At 64.0% G+C, this 15,819-nt stretch carries 16 protein-coding genes and 2 pseudogenes; 11 read left to right on the top strand and 7 right to left on the bottom strand.

Annotation, left to right across the window (positions count from 1 at the left end):
- The first annotated feature begins 1 nt into the window (after position 1).
- Positions 2-1,012 (top strand): CPBP family intramembrane glutamic endopeptidase, encoded by a 1,011-nt coding sequence (locus NKH31_RS03515; protein ID WP_254863759.1) that lies wholly within the window; start codon positions 2-4, stop codon positions 1,010-1,012.
- A gap of 60 nt (positions 1,013-1,072) precedes the next feature.
- Complete coding sequence (locus tag NKH31_RS03510; protein WP_254863758.1) at positions 1,073-1,435, top strand: hypothetical protein; 363 nt, start codon at positions 1,073-1,075, stop codon at positions 1,433-1,435.
- Here the strand turns inward: NKH31_RS03510 and NKH31_RS03505 are convergent.
- Positions 1,432-1,893 (bottom strand): methylated-DNA--[protein]-cysteine S-methyltransferase, encoded by a 462-nt coding sequence (locus NKH31_RS03505; RefSeq protein ID WP_254863757.1) that lies wholly within the window; start codon positions 1,891-1,893, stop codon positions 1,432-1,434. The genes NKH31_RS03510 and NKH31_RS03505 overlap by 4 nt on opposite strands.
- A gap of 149 nt (positions 1,894-2,042) precedes the next feature.
- Here NKH31_RS03505 and trpC point away from each other — a divergent pair, with 149 nt between their 5' ends.
- From trpC to NKH31_RS03480, 5 genes and pseudogenes are all read left to right on the top strand, one after another.
- Positions 2,043-2,894: an indole-3-glycerol phosphate synthase gene (gene trpC, locus NKH31_RS03500; RefSeq protein WP_254863756.1), complete on the top strand. Its 852-nt coding sequence runs from the start codon at positions 2,043-2,045 to the stop codon at positions 2,892-2,894.
- Positions 2,891-4,222 carry a tryptophan synthase subunit beta gene (gene trpB / locus NKH31_RS03495; RefSeq protein ID WP_254863755.1) on the top strand — a complete coding sequence of 444 codons (1,332 nt, stop codon included), beginning with the start codon at positions 2,891-2,893 and terminating at the stop codon, positions 4,220-4,222. Before trpC ends, trpB begins: the two co-directional genes overlap by 4 nt.
- On the top strand, positions 4,219-5,097 hold the full coding sequence (trpA, locus tag NKH31_RS03490) for a tryptophan synthase subunit alpha (protein ID WP_254863754.1): 879 nt from the start codon (positions 4,219-4,221) through the stop codon (positions 5,095-5,097). The genes trpB and trpA overlap by 4 nt, the downstream gene beginning before the upstream one ends.
- A 65-nt stretch (positions 5,098-5,162) precedes the next feature.
- Positions 5,163-5,466, top strand: a pseudogene (locus NKH31_RS17800) (hypothetical protein); the annotation flags it as partial.
- A 910-nt stretch (positions 5,467-6,376) separates the two neighbouring features.
- A pseudogene (locus tag NKH31_RS03480) lies at positions 6,377-7,048 on the top strand (transposase domain-containing protein).
- A gap of 417 nt (positions 7,049-7,465) precedes the next feature.
- On the opposite strand, the gene NKH31_RS03475 reads toward NKH31_RS03480, so the two are convergent.
- Positions 7,466-8,380, bottom strand: a complete 915-nt coding sequence (locus tag NKH31_RS03475; protein WP_254863753.1) for a purine nucleoside permease — start codon at positions 8,378-8,380, stop codon at positions 7,466-7,468.
- A gap of 94 nt (positions 8,381-8,474) precedes the next feature.
- On the opposite strand from NKH31_RS03475, the gene NKH31_RS03470 reads away from it, so the two are divergent.
- The gene (locus NKH31_RS03470; protein ID WP_254863752.1) at positions 8,475-9,065 is read left to right on the top strand and encodes a SprT-like domain-containing protein; all 591 of its coding nucleotides are present in this window, start codon (positions 8,475-8,477) and stop codon (positions 9,063-9,065) included.
- Positions 9,066-9,154: 89 nt separating this feature from the next.
- Positions 9,155-9,739 carry a hypothetical protein gene (locus NKH31_RS03465; protein WP_254863751.1) on the top strand — a complete coding sequence of 195 codons (585 nt, stop codon included), beginning with the start codon at positions 9,155-9,157 and terminating at the stop codon, positions 9,737-9,739.
- Here the strand turns inward: NKH31_RS03465 and NKH31_RS03460 are convergent.
- Positions 9,697-10,374, bottom strand: a complete 678-nt coding sequence (locus NKH31_RS03460; RefSeq protein WP_254863750.1) for an HAD family hydrolase — start codon at positions 10,372-10,374, stop codon at positions 9,697-9,699. The two genes, NKH31_RS03465 and NKH31_RS03460, sit on opposite strands and share 43 nt — an antisense overlap.
- A gap of 145 nt (positions 10,375-10,519) precedes the next feature.
- Between NKH31_RS03460 and NKH31_RS03455 the strand changes: the two genes are divergently transcribed.
- Complete coding sequence (locus NKH31_RS03455; RefSeq protein WP_254863749.1) at positions 10,520-11,698, top strand: 3-dehydroquinate synthase II; 1,179 nt, start codon at positions 10,520-10,522, stop codon at positions 11,696-11,698.
- 58 nt (positions 11,699-11,756) lie between these two features.
- On the opposite strand, the gene NKH31_RS03450 is transcribed toward NKH31_RS03455, so the two are convergent.
- The 3 genes from NKH31_RS03450 to NKH31_RS03440 all read right to left on the bottom strand — a co-directional run bounded on the left by NKH31_RS03450 (position 11,757) and on the right by NKH31_RS03440 (position 13,984).
- A complete protein-coding gene (locus NKH31_RS03450; RefSeq protein WP_254863748.1) occupies positions 11,757-12,209 on the bottom strand; it encodes a zinc ribbon domain-containing protein in 453 nt (150 codons plus the stop codon).
- Between the two features lie 39 nt (positions 12,210-12,248).
- Positions 12,249-12,938 carry a type I 3-dehydroquinate dehydratase gene (locus NKH31_RS03445; RefSeq protein ID WP_254863747.1) on the bottom strand — a complete coding sequence of 230 codons (690 nt, stop codon included), beginning with the start codon at positions 12,936-12,938 and terminating at the stop codon, positions 12,249-12,251.
- A gap of 68 nt (positions 12,939-13,006) precedes the next feature.
- Complete coding sequence (locus tag NKH31_RS03440; protein ID WP_254863746.1) at positions 13,007-13,984, bottom strand: transcription initiation factor IIB; 978 nt, start codon at positions 13,982-13,984, stop codon at positions 13,007-13,009.
- A 662-nt stretch (positions 13,985-14,646) separates the two neighbouring features.
- Between NKH31_RS03440 and NKH31_RS03435 the strand changes: the two genes are divergently transcribed.
- Positions 14,647-14,886 carry a DUF7123 family protein gene (locus tag NKH31_RS03435; protein ID WP_254863745.1) on the top strand — a complete coding sequence of 80 codons (240 nt, stop codon included), beginning with the start codon at positions 14,647-14,649 and terminating at the stop codon, positions 14,884-14,886.
- A 144-nt stretch (positions 14,887-15,030) separates the two neighbouring features.
- Here NKH31_RS03435 and NKH31_RS03430 read toward each other — a convergent pair whose 3' ends face one another.
- On the bottom strand, positions 15,031-15,642 hold the full coding sequence (locus NKH31_RS03430; RefSeq protein ID WP_254863744.1) for a DUF6149 family protein: 612 nt from the start codon (positions 15,640-15,642) through the stop codon (positions 15,031-15,033).
- Positions 15,643-15,819: the final 177 nt, after the last annotated feature.

Genomic DNA, 15,819 nt, shown 5'->3' with positions numbered 1-15,819 from the left:
GATGACGCAGTGGGTGGCGTTCGCCGGGATCGTCGCCCTGTTGACCGGTGCGATGGTGATTCTCTCGTTTCTGACCCAGCGAGCGGTCGTTCCGGCGAACGAGCGGGTGGATTCGAGTGAACTCGACGCTCCGAGTACCGACGCTGACGCCGATCCGAAATCGGGCGAGGCGGCCACGGGCCACCAGTCTGCGCGCCGAGACCCGGGTCGGACGCCCGAGGCGGAGGTCGGTGAGAGGCAGCCGGTCGAGAGAACGTCACCGCCAGCGTCCGATCCGGCGGTTCGATCACTCGACGGCTCCGCCGACGAGGGGGCTCGCACAGGTCGGTCCGACGAAGATGGGGCGACGATGCCGTTCGAGTCCGACCCCGCCGATCGGGTGGTCGCGTACGTCGGCGACGACCCGGTCACCTCACGGGGTCTCCTCGCGAACGTCGCCGCCACGCAGGGACTGTTTCTCGCGCTCGTCGTCGGAGCGATTTTCGTGACTGGTGTCCCCGTGGACGCGCTCGGAATCGAACGGTCGAGCGGGTGGATCGGGTACGGCCTCGGGGTCGGACTCCTCGCCGGTTCGGTCCTGTACGTCGCGAGCGAGGCCGCAAGCGCTCTCGCCCGGCGGTTCGGCGTCGACCACGACGAGTGGTTGCGCGAGAGCCTCGCGCCGTCGAGCGCGCGCGGGTGGGTCGGACTCTACGTCGGCGTCTTGCCGCTGATCGCCGTCTTCGAAGAGGTACTCTTTCGGGCGGTGCTGATCGGCGCGTTTTCGGCCGGATTCGACGTCTCGCCGTGGCTGCTGGCGATCGGTTCGTCCGTTCTGTTCGCGGTCGGTCACGGGATTCAGGGAACGGCTGGAATCGTGGTGACCGGCGTTATCGGATTCGTACTCGCGGTTCTGTTCGTCCTGACGGGGAACCTGCTGGTCGTCGTCACCGCTCACTACGTGCTAAACGCCTGCGAGTTCGCCGTCCACGAGGGGCTCGACGTCGAGTGGTCGTCACCGTCGTCTGGATAGCACGCGTGGCCCGGTCCGGAAACGGGCGTCTTTATGCCCTTTCGGTCGCTCTCCGCGAGTATGCGACCGCTTCAGGAGGCACCCGACTGGGCCCAGCGACTCATTCTCGGGGGTATCGTCGTCTACTTCGTCATCTGGATCGCCACGTTCTCGGTCGACTCGGTATATCTCGTTCTCGCGAGCGAGGTACTCTTCGGAATAATTGCGATCGCGATCGGCGCCATCCTCTACGTGCAATCGGCCCGGTCGATAGACGCGCTGACCGCCGCCGGCGTCTTCTTGATGATCGGCGGCGTCTTGCAGTTCGTCTTTCTCGTCTCGCAGTTTACACCGGTTCCCGTCCCGATCGCGTACTCGCTCGCCTCGCTGTTCATCTTCGCCGGAATCGGGGCGTACGTGTACGCCGTCTGGATCGCCCGTTAGAGCCCTTCGAGCGATCGAAGCTTCTGTTCGACCGGTGGCGGTGCGGCGCTCGGTCCGTCACGCACCCGGTGATCGGGGATCAAAAGCGGCGTGGGATTTTCGTCGAGGGCCGTCCGAACCACGATGAGATCGTCCTCGTCGTTTGCGTCGAGATCGGGTGTGACGCCGGCGAGTCCGGCAACGTCGATCTGCGTGCCGTACTCGAGCGACCGCACCCGCTCTAGGACCGCGCGCTGGTGGGTCGGGACGGTGAGCGCGACCTCGACGTCCGAAAACTCGACCGGGTTGACGCCGTCCAGATACTCGAGAACCCGGTCTAAGACGGGGTGGTCGTCGTCGGCGTCATCGGCCGGTTGTTGCGGGAACGAGACGCTGATGACTCGTCCGCTGGCGATTCCCACCTGGACGAACCGCTCGAGGTAGGGCGACTCGACGGCGTAAATTCCCGCGTCTTCCATGGTGGGGCGGAAGGGGGCAAGTGTCTTGAATATTCGGCCGTCCCGCGCGGCTGCTCACCGACGGGTGAGGCGGGAGAATCGGTCGAAACCCGCAACGAGCGACGGCCTCCGGAAGGCTTATGTACAAACCAGTACATTGATGTACGTTAATGACTACTACAGAGCTCGCACCGCCCGTTCGATCGATCCTGGCGGCCGCTCGAAATCGATCGACGTCGGCGAATCGGACGGTGTCCGTCTCACCCCGGTCGCTTCCCGACGCGATCGAGCGCGCAGCGTGTGAGGGACGCGTCCCGGTGATCGCCGAGGTGAAACCGACGAGTCCGACGACCGACGGCGTCCGGGAGGCGGATCCGGCGGCGCTGGCTCGCGAAATGGTCGCGGGCGGGGCGACGGCGCTGTCGGTGCTGACCGAGCCCGAACACTTCGGCGGGTCGCTCGAGGCACTCGAAGCGGTTCGTGCGGCCGTCGACGTTCCGGTGCTCCGGAAGGACTTCCTGCTTTCTGAAGCCCACCTGGACGCCGTTCGCGCCGACCTCGTCTTGCTCATCGCCCGGTTCGTCGACGACCTTCCCCGATTGGTCGACGCCGCACGCTCGCGCGGGTTCCAGCCGCTCGTCGAAGTTCACACGCGCGAAGAGTTACACCGCGCGCTCGACGCCGGGGCCGAACTCGTCGGGATCAACAATCGGGACCTCGCCTCGCTCGAGGTCGATCTCTCGACGTTCGAGCGCGTAACGGAGCGAACCGATCGTCCTGGCGATACCGAGGATCGGCGGCTCGACCGACGACTCCGGGGTGTGACGGTGATCGCCGAGAGCGGAATCGCGACGGCGGACGACGTGCGTCGGATGCGCGTCGCCGGCGCAGATGCGCTCCTCGTCGGGAGTGCCATCATGGACGGCGACGTCGAGCGAAACACCCGGCGACTGGTCGACGCGGACGGCCTCGCGGATTCACCGGCTCCCGCGAACGACGGGTCGGAGGTCGATTCCGCGTGACCGACGGTCGATCGAACGTATCGGTCGATCGTATCGGTCGGTACGGCCGGTACGGCGGACAGTACGTGCCCGAAGCGCTGGTCCCGGCGCTGGACGAACTCGAATCGGCCTACGAGCGATACGTACTGAACAACGAGGAGGGGTTCAGAGACGAATTGTCAGCACACCTCCGGACGTTCGCCGGGAGACCGACGCCGCTCCAACGGGCCGACCGACTGAGCGAGCGATACGGTCGCGAGATTTTCCTAAAGCGCGAGGACCTCGTTCACGGCGGTGCGCACAAGCTGAACAACGCCCTCGGGCAGGTCCTGCTCGCGACGTACATGGGCAAAGAGCGCGTCATCGCCGAGACCGGCGCCGGACAGCACGGGACGGCGACCGCGATGGCCGCCGCCCACCTCGACGTCCCCTGCGAGATCTACATGGGTCGCACCGACGTCAACCGCCAGCGGCCGAACGTCTACCGGATGCGGATGAGCGGGGCGACCGTCACGCCGGTCGACGCCGGCAGCGCCACGCTCAAAGAGGCGATAAACGAGACGCTTCGCGACTGGGCGGGAAGCGTGGAGACGACCCACTACGCGGTCGGCTCCGTCGTCGGGCCGCACCCGTTTCCCGCACTTGTAGGCGAGTTCCAGTCGGTGATCGGCCGTGAAATCCGAGCCCAGATGCGCGACGAGGTCGGCCGGCTCCCCGACAGCGTCGTCGCGTGTGCGGGCGGCGGATCGAACACCATGGGGACGTTCGGTGCGTTCGTCGATGGCGGTTCGGACAGACGGGCCGAGAGCGATTCGAGCGGACGACGTCAGCGAGCGGGCGACGTCGACCTCGTCGCGGTCGAAGCGGGCGGATCGACGCTCGGGGTCGACGAGGACGCGGGCGTCGCCCCGAACTCGGCGTCGCTTAGCACGGGCACGGACGGCGTGCTCCACGGGGCGCTGACGAAGCTGCTCCAGACCGACGACGGACAGGTCGTCGAGTCACACAGCATCAGCGCCGGCCTGGATTACGCCGGCGTCGGGCCGGAACTCGCCGATCTCGTCGACCGGGGTCGCGTCCGCCCCGAATCGGTCGACGACGAGGCGGCGCTTTCGGCGTTTCATCGCCTCTCCCGGCTCGAGGGAATCGTCCCGGCGCTGGAGTCCGCCCACGCCCTCGGATACCTGGAAGAGACCTTCGGCCCGGACGCCGAACCCGGCGACGCCCTCGGTGAGCTCGTCGTCGTGACGGTCTCCGGACGCGGCGACAAGGACCTGGAGACGGTCCTGGAGGAGACCGATCGACGCGATCTCGACGTCGCCCCGGACGTGGAGGTGTTCGACGCGTGACCGATAACGCGACCGCCCGCGAGAGCCGGATCGAGACGGCCGTCCGCGAGAACCACCCGGCGCTGATCACCTACCTCACGGCGGGTGATCCGGATCTGGCGGCGACGAAGGAGTACGTCGAAGCGCTCGATCGCGGCGGCGCGGACGTCATCGAACTCGGACTGCCGTTTTCGGAGCCGATCGCCGAGGGGCCGACCATCCAGGCGGCCATCAACAGGGCGCTCGACGCCGGAACCACGCCGGAGGCCTTCTTCGAACTGATAGAGCGCCTCGATACGGACGCACCGTTGCTCGTGATGACCTACACGAACCTCCTCATGCAGTACGGTCCGTCGGAATCGGGGACGGACGTCGGACCGTTCGTCGAGCGCGCGGCCGAGGCCGGGCTTTCCGGGTTGATCGTCCCCGATCTTCCCGTCTCCGAGGCCGATCGGTTGCGCGAGGTCTGTGCGCGGTTCGGACTCGACCTCGTCTCGATCGTCGCGCCGACGACGTCCGGAGACCGCCTCGATCGGCTCCTCTCGACGTCGGGAGGATTCGTCTACGTGCAGGCGCGGCTGGGAACCACCGGCGCCCGGTCCGACGTCTCGCGGGCGACCCACGAGGGCGTCGAACGCGTCGCCGGGGCCGACCTCCCGGCGGCCGTCGGATTCGGCGTCAGCGAGCCGGGCCACGCGGCCGAAATCGTCGCGGCGGGCGCGGACGGCGTCATCGTCGGCAGCGCGCTCGTCGATCTGGCCGCGGCGAGCGACGATCCGGTGGCCGACCTGGCGTCGACGGCCGCCGAGTTGAAACGGGGCGCCGAGGAGGGCGTCACAGAATCTGACGCCGAGACGCTCGAATCGGATCGAGCGGTACCGGGTGATCGATCGTGAGCGACGCACGGACAACCGGACGCGACGCCCGCCTCGATCGCATTCGTACGGGCGATCGCTACCTGATGGTCCCGATGGACCACGGTATCACGCTTGGTGCCGTCCGCGGTTTGAGAGATATCGATCGACGATCGACGCCGTCACGCGCGGCGGCGCGGACGCCGTCCTGACGCAGAAGGGAATCGCCCCGCGGGTGCACCCGCACAAAACGGCGCCGGCTACGTCGTCCACCTGAACGCGTCGACGACACTCGGTCCGGACGAGCAGGACAAACGGCTGACCGGCACGGTCGAGGAAGCCGTCATGGTCGGTGCGGACGCCGTCTCGTTTCACATTGGTGAGGTGTTGGTAGACTCGGGTGACGAATACATCGTCAAACACGTCCATGAAAAAGTCGCTGACGTCTTCATTGTCGATAAACAAGCGAAGACAGTCTCTCACGAGCAATACCGTTCGTCGGTGGGTCGTGAGGAGGTCAATAGTGACGCAGTAGAACCACTGAGTGGGCACAACGATATCATCACCGACTACCAAGGTTTCGGTCGACGACTCGGTGACTGTGGTGGACACGTCTACTCGAACCATTACGAGGCTGGGATCGCGATGGAATTCGGGGACTCGCTGGGTGATTTCTCAAATGCCTTAATAGCATCTGCGGTCTGTGCCGCAATTGGAGCCGTTGGTGGACTTGTTGGAATTGCGATTGGTGCAGTTGGTTGTGCTGTTATAAGCACGATCATTGTTCCGGACATTATCGACACGGATGGAAACCTTTTGTCAATCGGGTTCTGGGATTGTCACGGTGGGTGGTTCAATCAAGCGTCGCTATGCATCGGAGGTTCAGACGAGTTTGTCACCACAACTGCGAATATGGAACGAGGAGAGCGGATCTCGGGCCTTCACTTCGATACGTTTAGCCCAGTGTAGAACCAACCTCCTCTATAACTAGTCGAAGCATGAGTAACCATAGAAGGAAGTTGTTAACGATGTGGAGGTGGTGGGACGAATGGAATCATCCCTCCTTACTAGTGATTAGTGTGATGATAAGTATTACACTTGCAACACTTATCCGCTTCTTTGCCATTCCAAATTTCACCACGAATACAACAGTGGAACTGATATTATTTAGTATAATATTAATCACTATATTATTTTGCAACGGATATGCATTCTCAATTGTAGATGAGGGAATATAGGGGCGCTATACTATTTTCTGTATTGGCACCGCCTAGTTAGGCCGGTTTGAGAAGCGAGCTGGTCGTAGAGGTAGTTTGGAACAATGTTCTCAGACCTGCTCACCAAGGTCTAGGCGGGGAAATTGATGAATGTTGGGAGCGAGAGCGGACGGCGACTCCCGTCAGGGTGTTCGCCGTCCGCCTCCACGCAACTGGTTGTTCGCTAAGAGTGACACAAGCGATTCTCCGACTGATCGGCGTCAAACACTCTTATCAAGCCGTCTGGCACTGGGTACATCAGCTGGTGACAGTTTGCCAGACCCGACAAGGGCGAAGCCCTCGCGGGTCGTTGTTGATGATACTGCAGTCAAAATTAACGGCAACATTTCGTAGGTGCACGCTACAATTGTCGTAGACTCACGACTCATTCTCAGTGCCGCCGTATTCGGATGACAAGATCGATCCAATAGTTGCGTTTCTCCATTAACTCATCGAAGTTTACCACGTTTCTGAGACCGAATTTGTAGTCGATGTCTACAGATACCTGACTGCGCTCGCCCGATTAGACCTGAACGGGCACCTCGATCGGCGAGAGCGAAACCTGATCAAAAGTGGTCAAAGTCGCTGCAGATACGGTCCGACCGTTTTCATATAGCTGGATCGGCGCAGGAGTCGGATCTAGATGCTGGATCAGCCGATTCGTCTATTACTGTAACTGGAATCGACCGAACCAGGCTCTGAACAACTGTATGCAGGCCGAAGAGGTGCACAACTAGACAGTACTTCGAAAACCAGATATCGATTGTACTTCACTTAATTCGAAAAACATTGAATAGCGTATCATACACGTGATGAGCCACGTGAGTAGTCTCGTAACCGGAATGACTGGTGATTGGTTGATATCAGACGTGTCGACTTCCCAGCGCCGTTTGGACCGAGAAGTCCGAATACTTCTCCCCCGTTTTATATTGAGCGATACATATCCACTATTGGATTGCCGTCATAACACTTCGTCACGCCACGCACGGATATTGCGTTAGGCAACTCACTTGTGTTTCGATCATATCGACAACTGTGCCAATCTTATCAATATCTACGTATTAACACGTAATTCAACTGCGATAGTCTCGAATTGGTCGATCGTGTCGGCCTGCGCTCTTTCAGCGGGCGCCGTCCGATCAACACCCTCTGCATTACCCCAGCGAGTCGACGATCGCCTCGCCGGCGCGAACCACGTTTCGCGTCGCCAGGTCGACCGACTCTTGCGTTCCCTCGAAGCTGTCGTGGACGGCTTCGCCCGGTGCCGGGCGGTCATAGTTCGCGACGGCGCGCAGACTCAGGTGGCGGTCGGCGGCGTCGACGCGGGCGAGCGCGGCGGCCGTCGCCGCGTCCTCCATCTGCGTGGTGACGTATGGATCGATCTCGTAGGCCGCACAGAGCGACTCGACCTCGCGTGCGACCGACGAACCGTGCCAGAACTCGTCGCTGGTGATCGTCGGCCCGACGCCGGTCTGGGGACCGCGATCCGGGGCGGTCGGGTACCGTCGCTGGTAGTCGGCGACGGCGTCGTCGGACGCGAGTTCGAGGCTTTCGAGCGCGTCGCGGGCCGTCTCCACGAGCGAGGAGTTCGGTTCGTGAAGGGACGCCTCCGGGAGGTAGGCGAGCGGTTCGACGGCTGCGGAGTCGTCGCCGTCCGTCGGTTCGACTTCGGTCGGATCCCACCGGTGCTTTCGATCCCAGTCGAGGATCGCGTCGGCGACGAAGACCGAGCCGAGCGCCGCTCGCGCTGGCGGCGCGCCCGCGATGCCGGCGGAGAGAAAGACCGTCTCCGAGAGATCGAGCCCGGCACTTCCGAAGAGCGAGGCGATCGTGGCGGCCGCGGGCGCTTTTCCGAGCCCGGACGTGGTGATCGCCACGCCGTCGTCGGCGAGATACAGGGGGCTGTCGGCGCCGGGAACGACGTACGCTGTCTCGATCGATCGGCCGTCGAGCCAGCGCCGGCGCTCGTCGAACGGCGGTTCGAAGGCCACGGCGGGGAGGACGACCACGGCCGGTCGCACTTCGTCGGCCGGCGACAGCGGTTCGTGCGTCGGGAACTCGGCTGACATTGTTCACCCATCTGGACTCGTCGCGCGTTCGAAAGGGTGACGGTCGCGATCGACGACCGAAACGGTGACGGGGGTCGCCTTCGTCGTCGCGAACGTGTCACGGACCCGAACCGGTTCGAATTCCCGCGTCGGTTCGACGGCGACCGACGAGGAGATCCTCGCACACGCGCGGGTGCACGCGAGGTCGGTCGCCGACGAGATCGGGGTCGACCTCGACGGGCTCGAGTGGGATGTTTCACCGCGCGCGAAGCGCCGGGCGGGCGCGTGCCGGTGGAACGCGACGGACGAGACGGCGACGATCGTGCTCTCGCGGCGGGCCTACGAGCGCTACGATCGAGCGGACTTCGAGGCCATCGTCCGCCACGAACTCATCCACGCCTGGGAGTACCAGACGTTCGGCGAGTCGGACCACGGCAGCCGGTTTCGCGAGCGTGCCGAGGCGTTCGACGTGCCGATTCGCTGTGAGTCGTTCACCGAGCCGCGCTACCGGCTCCGCTGTCGGCGCGAGGCGTGCGACTGGTCGCTCGCTCGCCATCGGGCTTCGAAGCCGGTGAAGACGCCGGAGCGGTATCGCTGCGGCGAGTGTGGAGCCGATCTGACCGTCGAACACGCCGATTCCGGACGCACCTGGACGACGTCGGCCGGCTACGGCGGCGCGCGATCGGCGCTCGGCGACGACTGGTAGCGGGGTCTGGCAAGGTTGGTCGGCCCCTTCGTACGCGGCTCGTCGTCGCCAACACGGGAGTTTATCAGATTCCGCTCGGAACGACGGGTATGGGACTGTTAGACCGATTCCGCGGGGACTCGGAGGCGGGCGTCTGTAAGCTCTACTACGAACCGGACGACGTGATATTCACCGTTTCGGCCGAGACGCACACGATCGCCTACGCGGTGGCGGTTTCGCGAGCGGAACGCGAGGCGCTCGGAGCGCTGCTCGATGCGGAGGACGCGGCGGGCGATCGAACGGAGACGCTGTCGACAGCGCTCGGATCCGCCCTCGACGGCGAGGCGAACGAGACTGACGCAATCGTCGAGCGGATCCAGCGCCCCCGCCGATCCGCCGAAGCAATCTACGAGACCTGGAGCGAGCTGGCCGCCGACGATCCGGACGTCGTCTACCTGCCGCTCGGTCTCTCGGGTGATCTCGCCGCGTACGTCGACACTTGCCGGAAGCGAGACGAGAACGCTGCGGACGAATTTGCCCTCCCCGACACGTTCGAGACCGTCGCGTCGTTGCTCGTCAGAGTGAAGGGGGCGACCGATCGGCCGGAAAACCGCGTCGTGATCCACCGCGATCGCGTCCCGTCGGTCGAGCCTCAGAGCACCGCCGAGAGCCCGTCGAGCGAGGAGAGTTCGTAGGTCGGCCGGTGGATCGGTTCGTCGCCCTCCGAGGACGCCGTCGCCAGCCAGGCCGAGTCCATGCCGACGGCGTTCGCCCCGGCGACGTCGGCGTAGAGCGCGTCGCCGACGTGGATCGCTCGGCCGGGATCGGTTCCCAGCGCCGAGAGCGCTCGTTCGAACGGGACGGGATCGGGCTTCGGTGGGACGCCGTCGGCCGGGTCGACGAAGACGGTCGCGTCGAACGCGTCGGCGACCCCGAGCGCGTCGAGTTTCTGCGATTGCGTGGGACGGCTCCCGTTGGTGATGAGCGCGACGGCGTCGGTTCGATCGCGCGCGTGTTCGAGAACGGTTTCCGCGCCGTCGCGAAAGCGGACGGCGGTCGGGTCGTAGACGTCGAGATAGGAGTCGGCGAGCGCGCCGGCGACCGACGCGTCGGCGCCCGCTCGCGTCGCGGCGAGTTCGAAGAGGTTCTCGTGAAACTCCAGATCGGTGAACGCATCGGGCGTTTCCGGAACGAGCGCCGAGAGCTGTTCGTGGGTGCAAAACGGTGAACACCCGACCGATTCGAACGCCGCCTCGAGGACGCGCTGGGCGTCCTGGGTCGAAACGCACAGCGTTCGATCGAGATCGAAACAGACGGCCTCGTACGACATGGGTCGGATGTATGGTGGCCGCACATCTAACCGTTCTGTGACAGTCGGTGGCGTGTGAGTATCTCGCGTGGTCCCGTCCGGTCGGGGTCGGGCAACAGTCCGTCGTTTCGCCACGTTCAAGCCGGTTCCGCGCGTCGGTCGACGTATGACGAGAGCAGTCTGGGTCAAAGCCGACGACAGCGTCGGCGACTGGGAGGCCCGGCGCGATCGAGTGACGGCCGCCCTCGAAGCCGGGGCGGACTGGGTGCTCGTAGACGAAGCCGACGTAGAGCGAGTGCGCGAACTGGGCGAGATCAACGTCGCGGCGTTTCGAACCGACGGCGACGTCTCGCTGATCGACGACGCCGAAGACGAGAGTCAGACGGCACGCCCCGACGCCGCGATCGTCGGCAAGAACGGCGAGGGCGACGGCACGGTCGATCTCCCCGGCGATTTCTCCGGCTCGGCCGACCTGTCGACGCTACGCCGTGACCGCCCCGTCGCGGGCGGGGCCTACGTTCGAATCCTCGACGAAGGCTACGAGGCGTTCGCCGAAGCCGCAGCGAGAGACGGCGAGTACACGATCGTGATCGGCGAGGACTGGACGATCATCCCCCTCGAGAACCTGATCGCCCGGATCGGCGAGGAGACCGATCTGATCGCCGGCGTGACGAGCGCCGCGGACGCCCGAACCGCGTTCGAAACGCTCGAACTCGGCGCCGACGCGGTGTTAATAGATAGCGACGACCCGACGGAGATCAGACGAACCGTCGAGATCAGAGACGAGAGCGACCGCGAATCGCTCGACCTGGAGTGGGCGACGGTGACCTCGGTCGAGCAGATCGGCTCGGCCGATCGCGTCTGCGTCGACACCGGCAGTCTGTTCGGCGACGACGAGGGGATGCTCGTCGGCTCGATGTCCCGCGGGCTCGTTTTCGTCCACGCCGAGACGGCCGACTCTCCGTACGTCGAATCCCGGCCGTTTCGCGTGAACGCCGGGGCCGTACACGCCTACGTCCGCACGCCCGGCGGACGGACGAAGTATCTCTCCGAACTGCAAAGCGGCGACCAAGTGCAAGTGGTCGACCGATCCGGAAAGACCCGCGAGTCTATCGTGGGACGGGTCAAAATCGAGCGGAGACCCATGTTCCGGGTCGCCGTCGAGACCGAGGGGGGCGACCGGATCGAAACCTTGCTGCAGAACGCGGAGACCGTCTCCGTCGCGACGCGGGACGGCCGAACCGCGGTCACGGAGCTCGCGGTCGGTGACGAACTACTGCTCTACCACGAGGAGACGGCCCGACACTTCGGCGAGCCCGTAGACGAGCAGATCATCGAGAAGTGACGAACGGACCGATCGGCGTTTCGAGTAGCGGTGGATCGTGCGACGTCACGGTCTCTCGTTACACCGCGGGCTGCTGGTCTTCTTCCTCTTCGAGGCGCGTGGTACACCAGTGACAGAACGTCAGGTCGTCGTCGAGCGGTTTGCGACAGTGCGGACAGGCCGGGACGTCGTCGTGCTCGCCGGGCTGATCGGTGATCCCGAGTCCCTGGATGCCCGCGTGCAGGGCGGCGAACAGAACGAGAAACGACATAGTAAACCGCTCGATCGTTCCCGTCTCCTCGTCGATGATGGCGGACGTTTCGGCTGAGATCTCCCGGAAGCCGCTCACGCTCGTCGCGGACGTCTCGCTTGCGACGTCCCACAGCTGTTCGACCGGCAGCAGGAGGAAGATAGAGGCGATAAAGAGTGTTCCAAAGAGAAACGCCTGCACCCAGTCGCGAAGGAGCGCGTGGCCGGTGCCCGGAAAGACGAGCGAGAGTCCGGCCGCCGCCACCGCACGTATCCAGTTCATCGACAGTGTCTGAGTCTTTCGACTGGACGGGGTTAATCCTCACGCTTCCCGAAGCGATTCGATTAACGCCGAAAGCGTTTCCAGGTCGTACTGTCCCGGTGCCGTCGCGTCGTCGGGTTGGACGGGGGCGTAACCGAGTACGGAGCCGTAGATCGGTGCCACCGCGCGGGTGTGACGACCGACCTCGCCCATGGCCATCGTCGCGACCCGGTGGCCCCGAGTCCAACAGCGTTCTGTCGCCGAAAGCAACGCGAGCGCGTCTGCCGGCGCGTTCGCCGTGACGGCGAGCTTCGCGACGTCGCCGTGTTCGCTCGCGTCGGCGAGCGTCCGAACCATCTCCGAGGGCGGCGGGGTGGTCTCGAAGTCGTGGACGGAGACGATCACCGCGACGTCGCGTTCGCGTGCCGTTTCGACGAGCCGATCGGCGCCGCCGTCGACGGATGCGAGTTCGACGTCGATGGCCCGGACCCGCTCGAATTCGGTCGCCGATTCGAGCGCGTCGAGTCGGGCTTCGTCGGTCCCCGTCCACTCGCCGCCTTCCCACGACGCCCGATTCGTCGCGATGATCGGCAGTTCGCCGTCGTAGTCGGCGAGCGCGGACAGCGGCTCGTCGGCGAGGTCGAGCCGGAACTCGATCGCGTCCGCGTGCTCGCGTGCCGCTGGCTCGTCGGTTATGTTCGCCGTCGACGCTGCGAGCACGAACGAGTCGAAATCGAGAGTCTCGGCCATGGTATCGCTATATCGAGAGTCGGTGGGGTCGAGAAAAAACGGTGTCGTTCGCCGTTCGTCGACCTGAATCAGGCCATGCCGACCGTGTCTTCGGCTTCGAGCAGTTCGTGGTAGCGGTTTCTGATCGTCACTTCCGAGATGTCGGCGACCTCGCTGACCGCCGCCTGTGTCGTCTTCTCGTTGGTGAGCAAGGCGGCGGCGTAGACGGCGGCCGCGGCGAGCCCGACCGGCGATTTACCGGAGTGGACACCCTTCTCCTTGGCGTTTTTCAGCAGCGAGCGGGCGCGGTGTTCCGACTCGTCGGAGAGGTCGAGTCCCGAGGCGAAGCGCGGGACGTAGCTCTCGGGGTCTGCGGGCTGGACCTCGAGACCGAGTTCGCGGACGACGTACCGGTAGGTGCGTGCGATCTCGTTCTTTTCGACGCGGCTGACGTCGGCGATCTCGTCGAGCGAGCGGGGAACGCCGGCCTGACGTGCCGCGGCGTAGACGCAGGCCGTCGAGACGCCCTCGATCGAGCGTCCCGGCAGGAGGTCCTCTTCGAGAGCGCGACGGTAGATGACGGAGGCGGTCTCGCGAACGTTCGTCGGGAGGCCGACGGCGCTGGCCATCCGGTCGATCTCGCCGAGCGCCTGTTTCAGGTTGCGTTCCTTCGAGTCGCGCGTTCGAAATCGCTCGTTCCACTTGCGAAGCCGCTGCATCTTCTCGCGCTGTCTGGAGCCGAGCGAGTTGCCGTAGGCGTCCTTGTTACGCCAGTCGATGTTGGTCGACAGCCCCTTGTCGTGCATCGTGTTCGTCGTGGGCGCGCCCACGCGGGACTTTTCGTTCTTCTCGCTGGCGTCGAACGCGCGCCACTCCGGGCCACGGTCGACGGAGTCTTCGGCGACGACCAGCCCACAGTCGGCACAGACGGTCTCGCCGTGCTCGCTGTCGGCGACGAGGCGGCCCGTACACTCGGGGCAGCTGACTCGATCGTGGGTGTTCTTCTCGTGTTCGTCTTCCTGTTCCTCAGCACGTCGTACTCGGCTGGTTTGTGTAACGTTCGTCATGCGGGATGTGTAGTCTGACCGGGCGAACAGTGACTGGCCAGAGTCGTTGCTACCCCTGTTCAGACACCCGAGGGTTAAGTATTTCGGTATCGCATGGCGACGAGGCCGAACGCGGTGAATTTCGCGGGAAACACAATCGAAAACCAAAACATTTTTATCCAATTATCTGTCCCTCTCCCGGCGTGTCGCCGATACGCACGCAGACCGGTTCACACGGATGGTTACTGGTTTGTCTATTTCGAAACGGCCTGGAACTTATGGCGCACTGTATACGTACCTAAACTGTCTTCAATTGATGAATTATTAAACATGAAGTATGAAAATTCGTGGGTTGTCGACGCCCCTGAATGCCCTCCCCGACCGTGTGGTGTCGGCATCTGGTCCGCAACGACGGATCGAACGACGTGGTCGACGAGTGCCGTCCATCGATCTGCCGGGGATCGAGAGCGCCCACAGCCGGCTCGCGGTTCCTACACCGGTCGAGATTCGTTACTCTCTCGAGCAAGTATGAATTACCCGGTCGTACCAACCACGCCGGCGTGACCGGTAATAGGTTACTACTCGACCGAACCCGGGGTAATATGTGGCTACAATCGCAAGAGGGCGGCCGATTAACCACACGTACCAAACCCCTCAAGACCGTCGTTGTACTTTTGGTAGGTATGAGTTCCGCAATGGCGACAAACCTCTCGAGTAAGCAACACGATATCCTCGAGTACTTGCGCGAACACGGCAAGACCAAGACCTACTTCAAGTCGCGGCTGATCGGGCAGGAACTCGGCATGACCGCGAAGGAGGTCGGTTCGAACATCACGTCGATCCAGCAGGGCGACTACGACGTCGAAATCGAAAAGTGGGGCTACTCGTCGAGTACGACGTGGAAGGTCGACGTTCACTGTTGAGGCCGCTGTTCGACGCGTCAGTGTCGCGGTTCGACGGTGACCGGCTCCAGGTCTGCCACCGAGTGGCCGGCTCGTCGATCGTCGGCCGTTTCGAAGCCGCGTCGGTTTTTCCGGTGTCGTCCGTTCGTTCGACTTCCGGACAGGTCACGACTCCGATGGCGATTCGTCCGCGTCGGCCGTCGATTCGTCGACGCCGACCGCGTCGGTGAGCGAGACCGACTCGGGCTCGTCTCGTCCGCCGACGACCAGTTCGCCGTCCGCTCTCTCGACGTAGACGTCGTCGGCGAAGCCGCCCTCCGCGTGGGGGTGGACGGGGTCGTCGAGTCGTTCGGGCGTCGACGGCGCGGCGGCCACCGGCCCGTCCGCGAAGTCGCCGAGCGGATCGGCGATCGTGATCCCCCACTCCTCGAAGAAGTCCGCGTACCGGTCGTAGTGGGCTTCGAGTTCGTCGGTCGGAATCTCCATCATCTCGGTCCAGCCGTGGTTGTAGAAGTCGAAGTTGGCCTGAATGTGGGTAATTTCCCGCGCTTCGGCCTCGCTGTAGCCTTCTTGCAGGGCGGCGAGATAGCTGTCGACCGTGTACTCGAAGAGGTCGTCGAGGTGGTCTCTCCGCTCGTCTGCGTGCGCCGGATCGGCTTTGCCGAGAAATATTCGCGTGTGGAGCCTGACGAGTCCGGTTCGGGCGACCGACCGGACCACCGGCGTCTCCAGGGCTTTCTGCGAGGCGAAGTGGCGGGCGTTCTGACGGAGTTTCATAGGTGGGCGTACGCGTGCGAGATACATCAGCAATTCGAGTGTCAGTGGTGGATTCGACGGCCGGTAGTACGTGGTGCGAATCACCGCTTTCGAACATGTTCACCCGAACGAGCCCGGAACCCGGACAATCGTCCGGTCCGTCACGAACCTCTCCGTCGACTTCCAGATAGCAACCCA

The organism is Halovivax gelatinilyticus (assembly GCF_024300625.1).
GTDB lineage: Archaea > Halobacteriota > Halobacteria > Halobacteriales > Natrialbaceae > Halovivax > Halovivax gelatinilyticus.
Note: the sequence above shows the minus strand (reverse complement) of the source record. Positions and strands in the feature narration are given on the sequence as shown.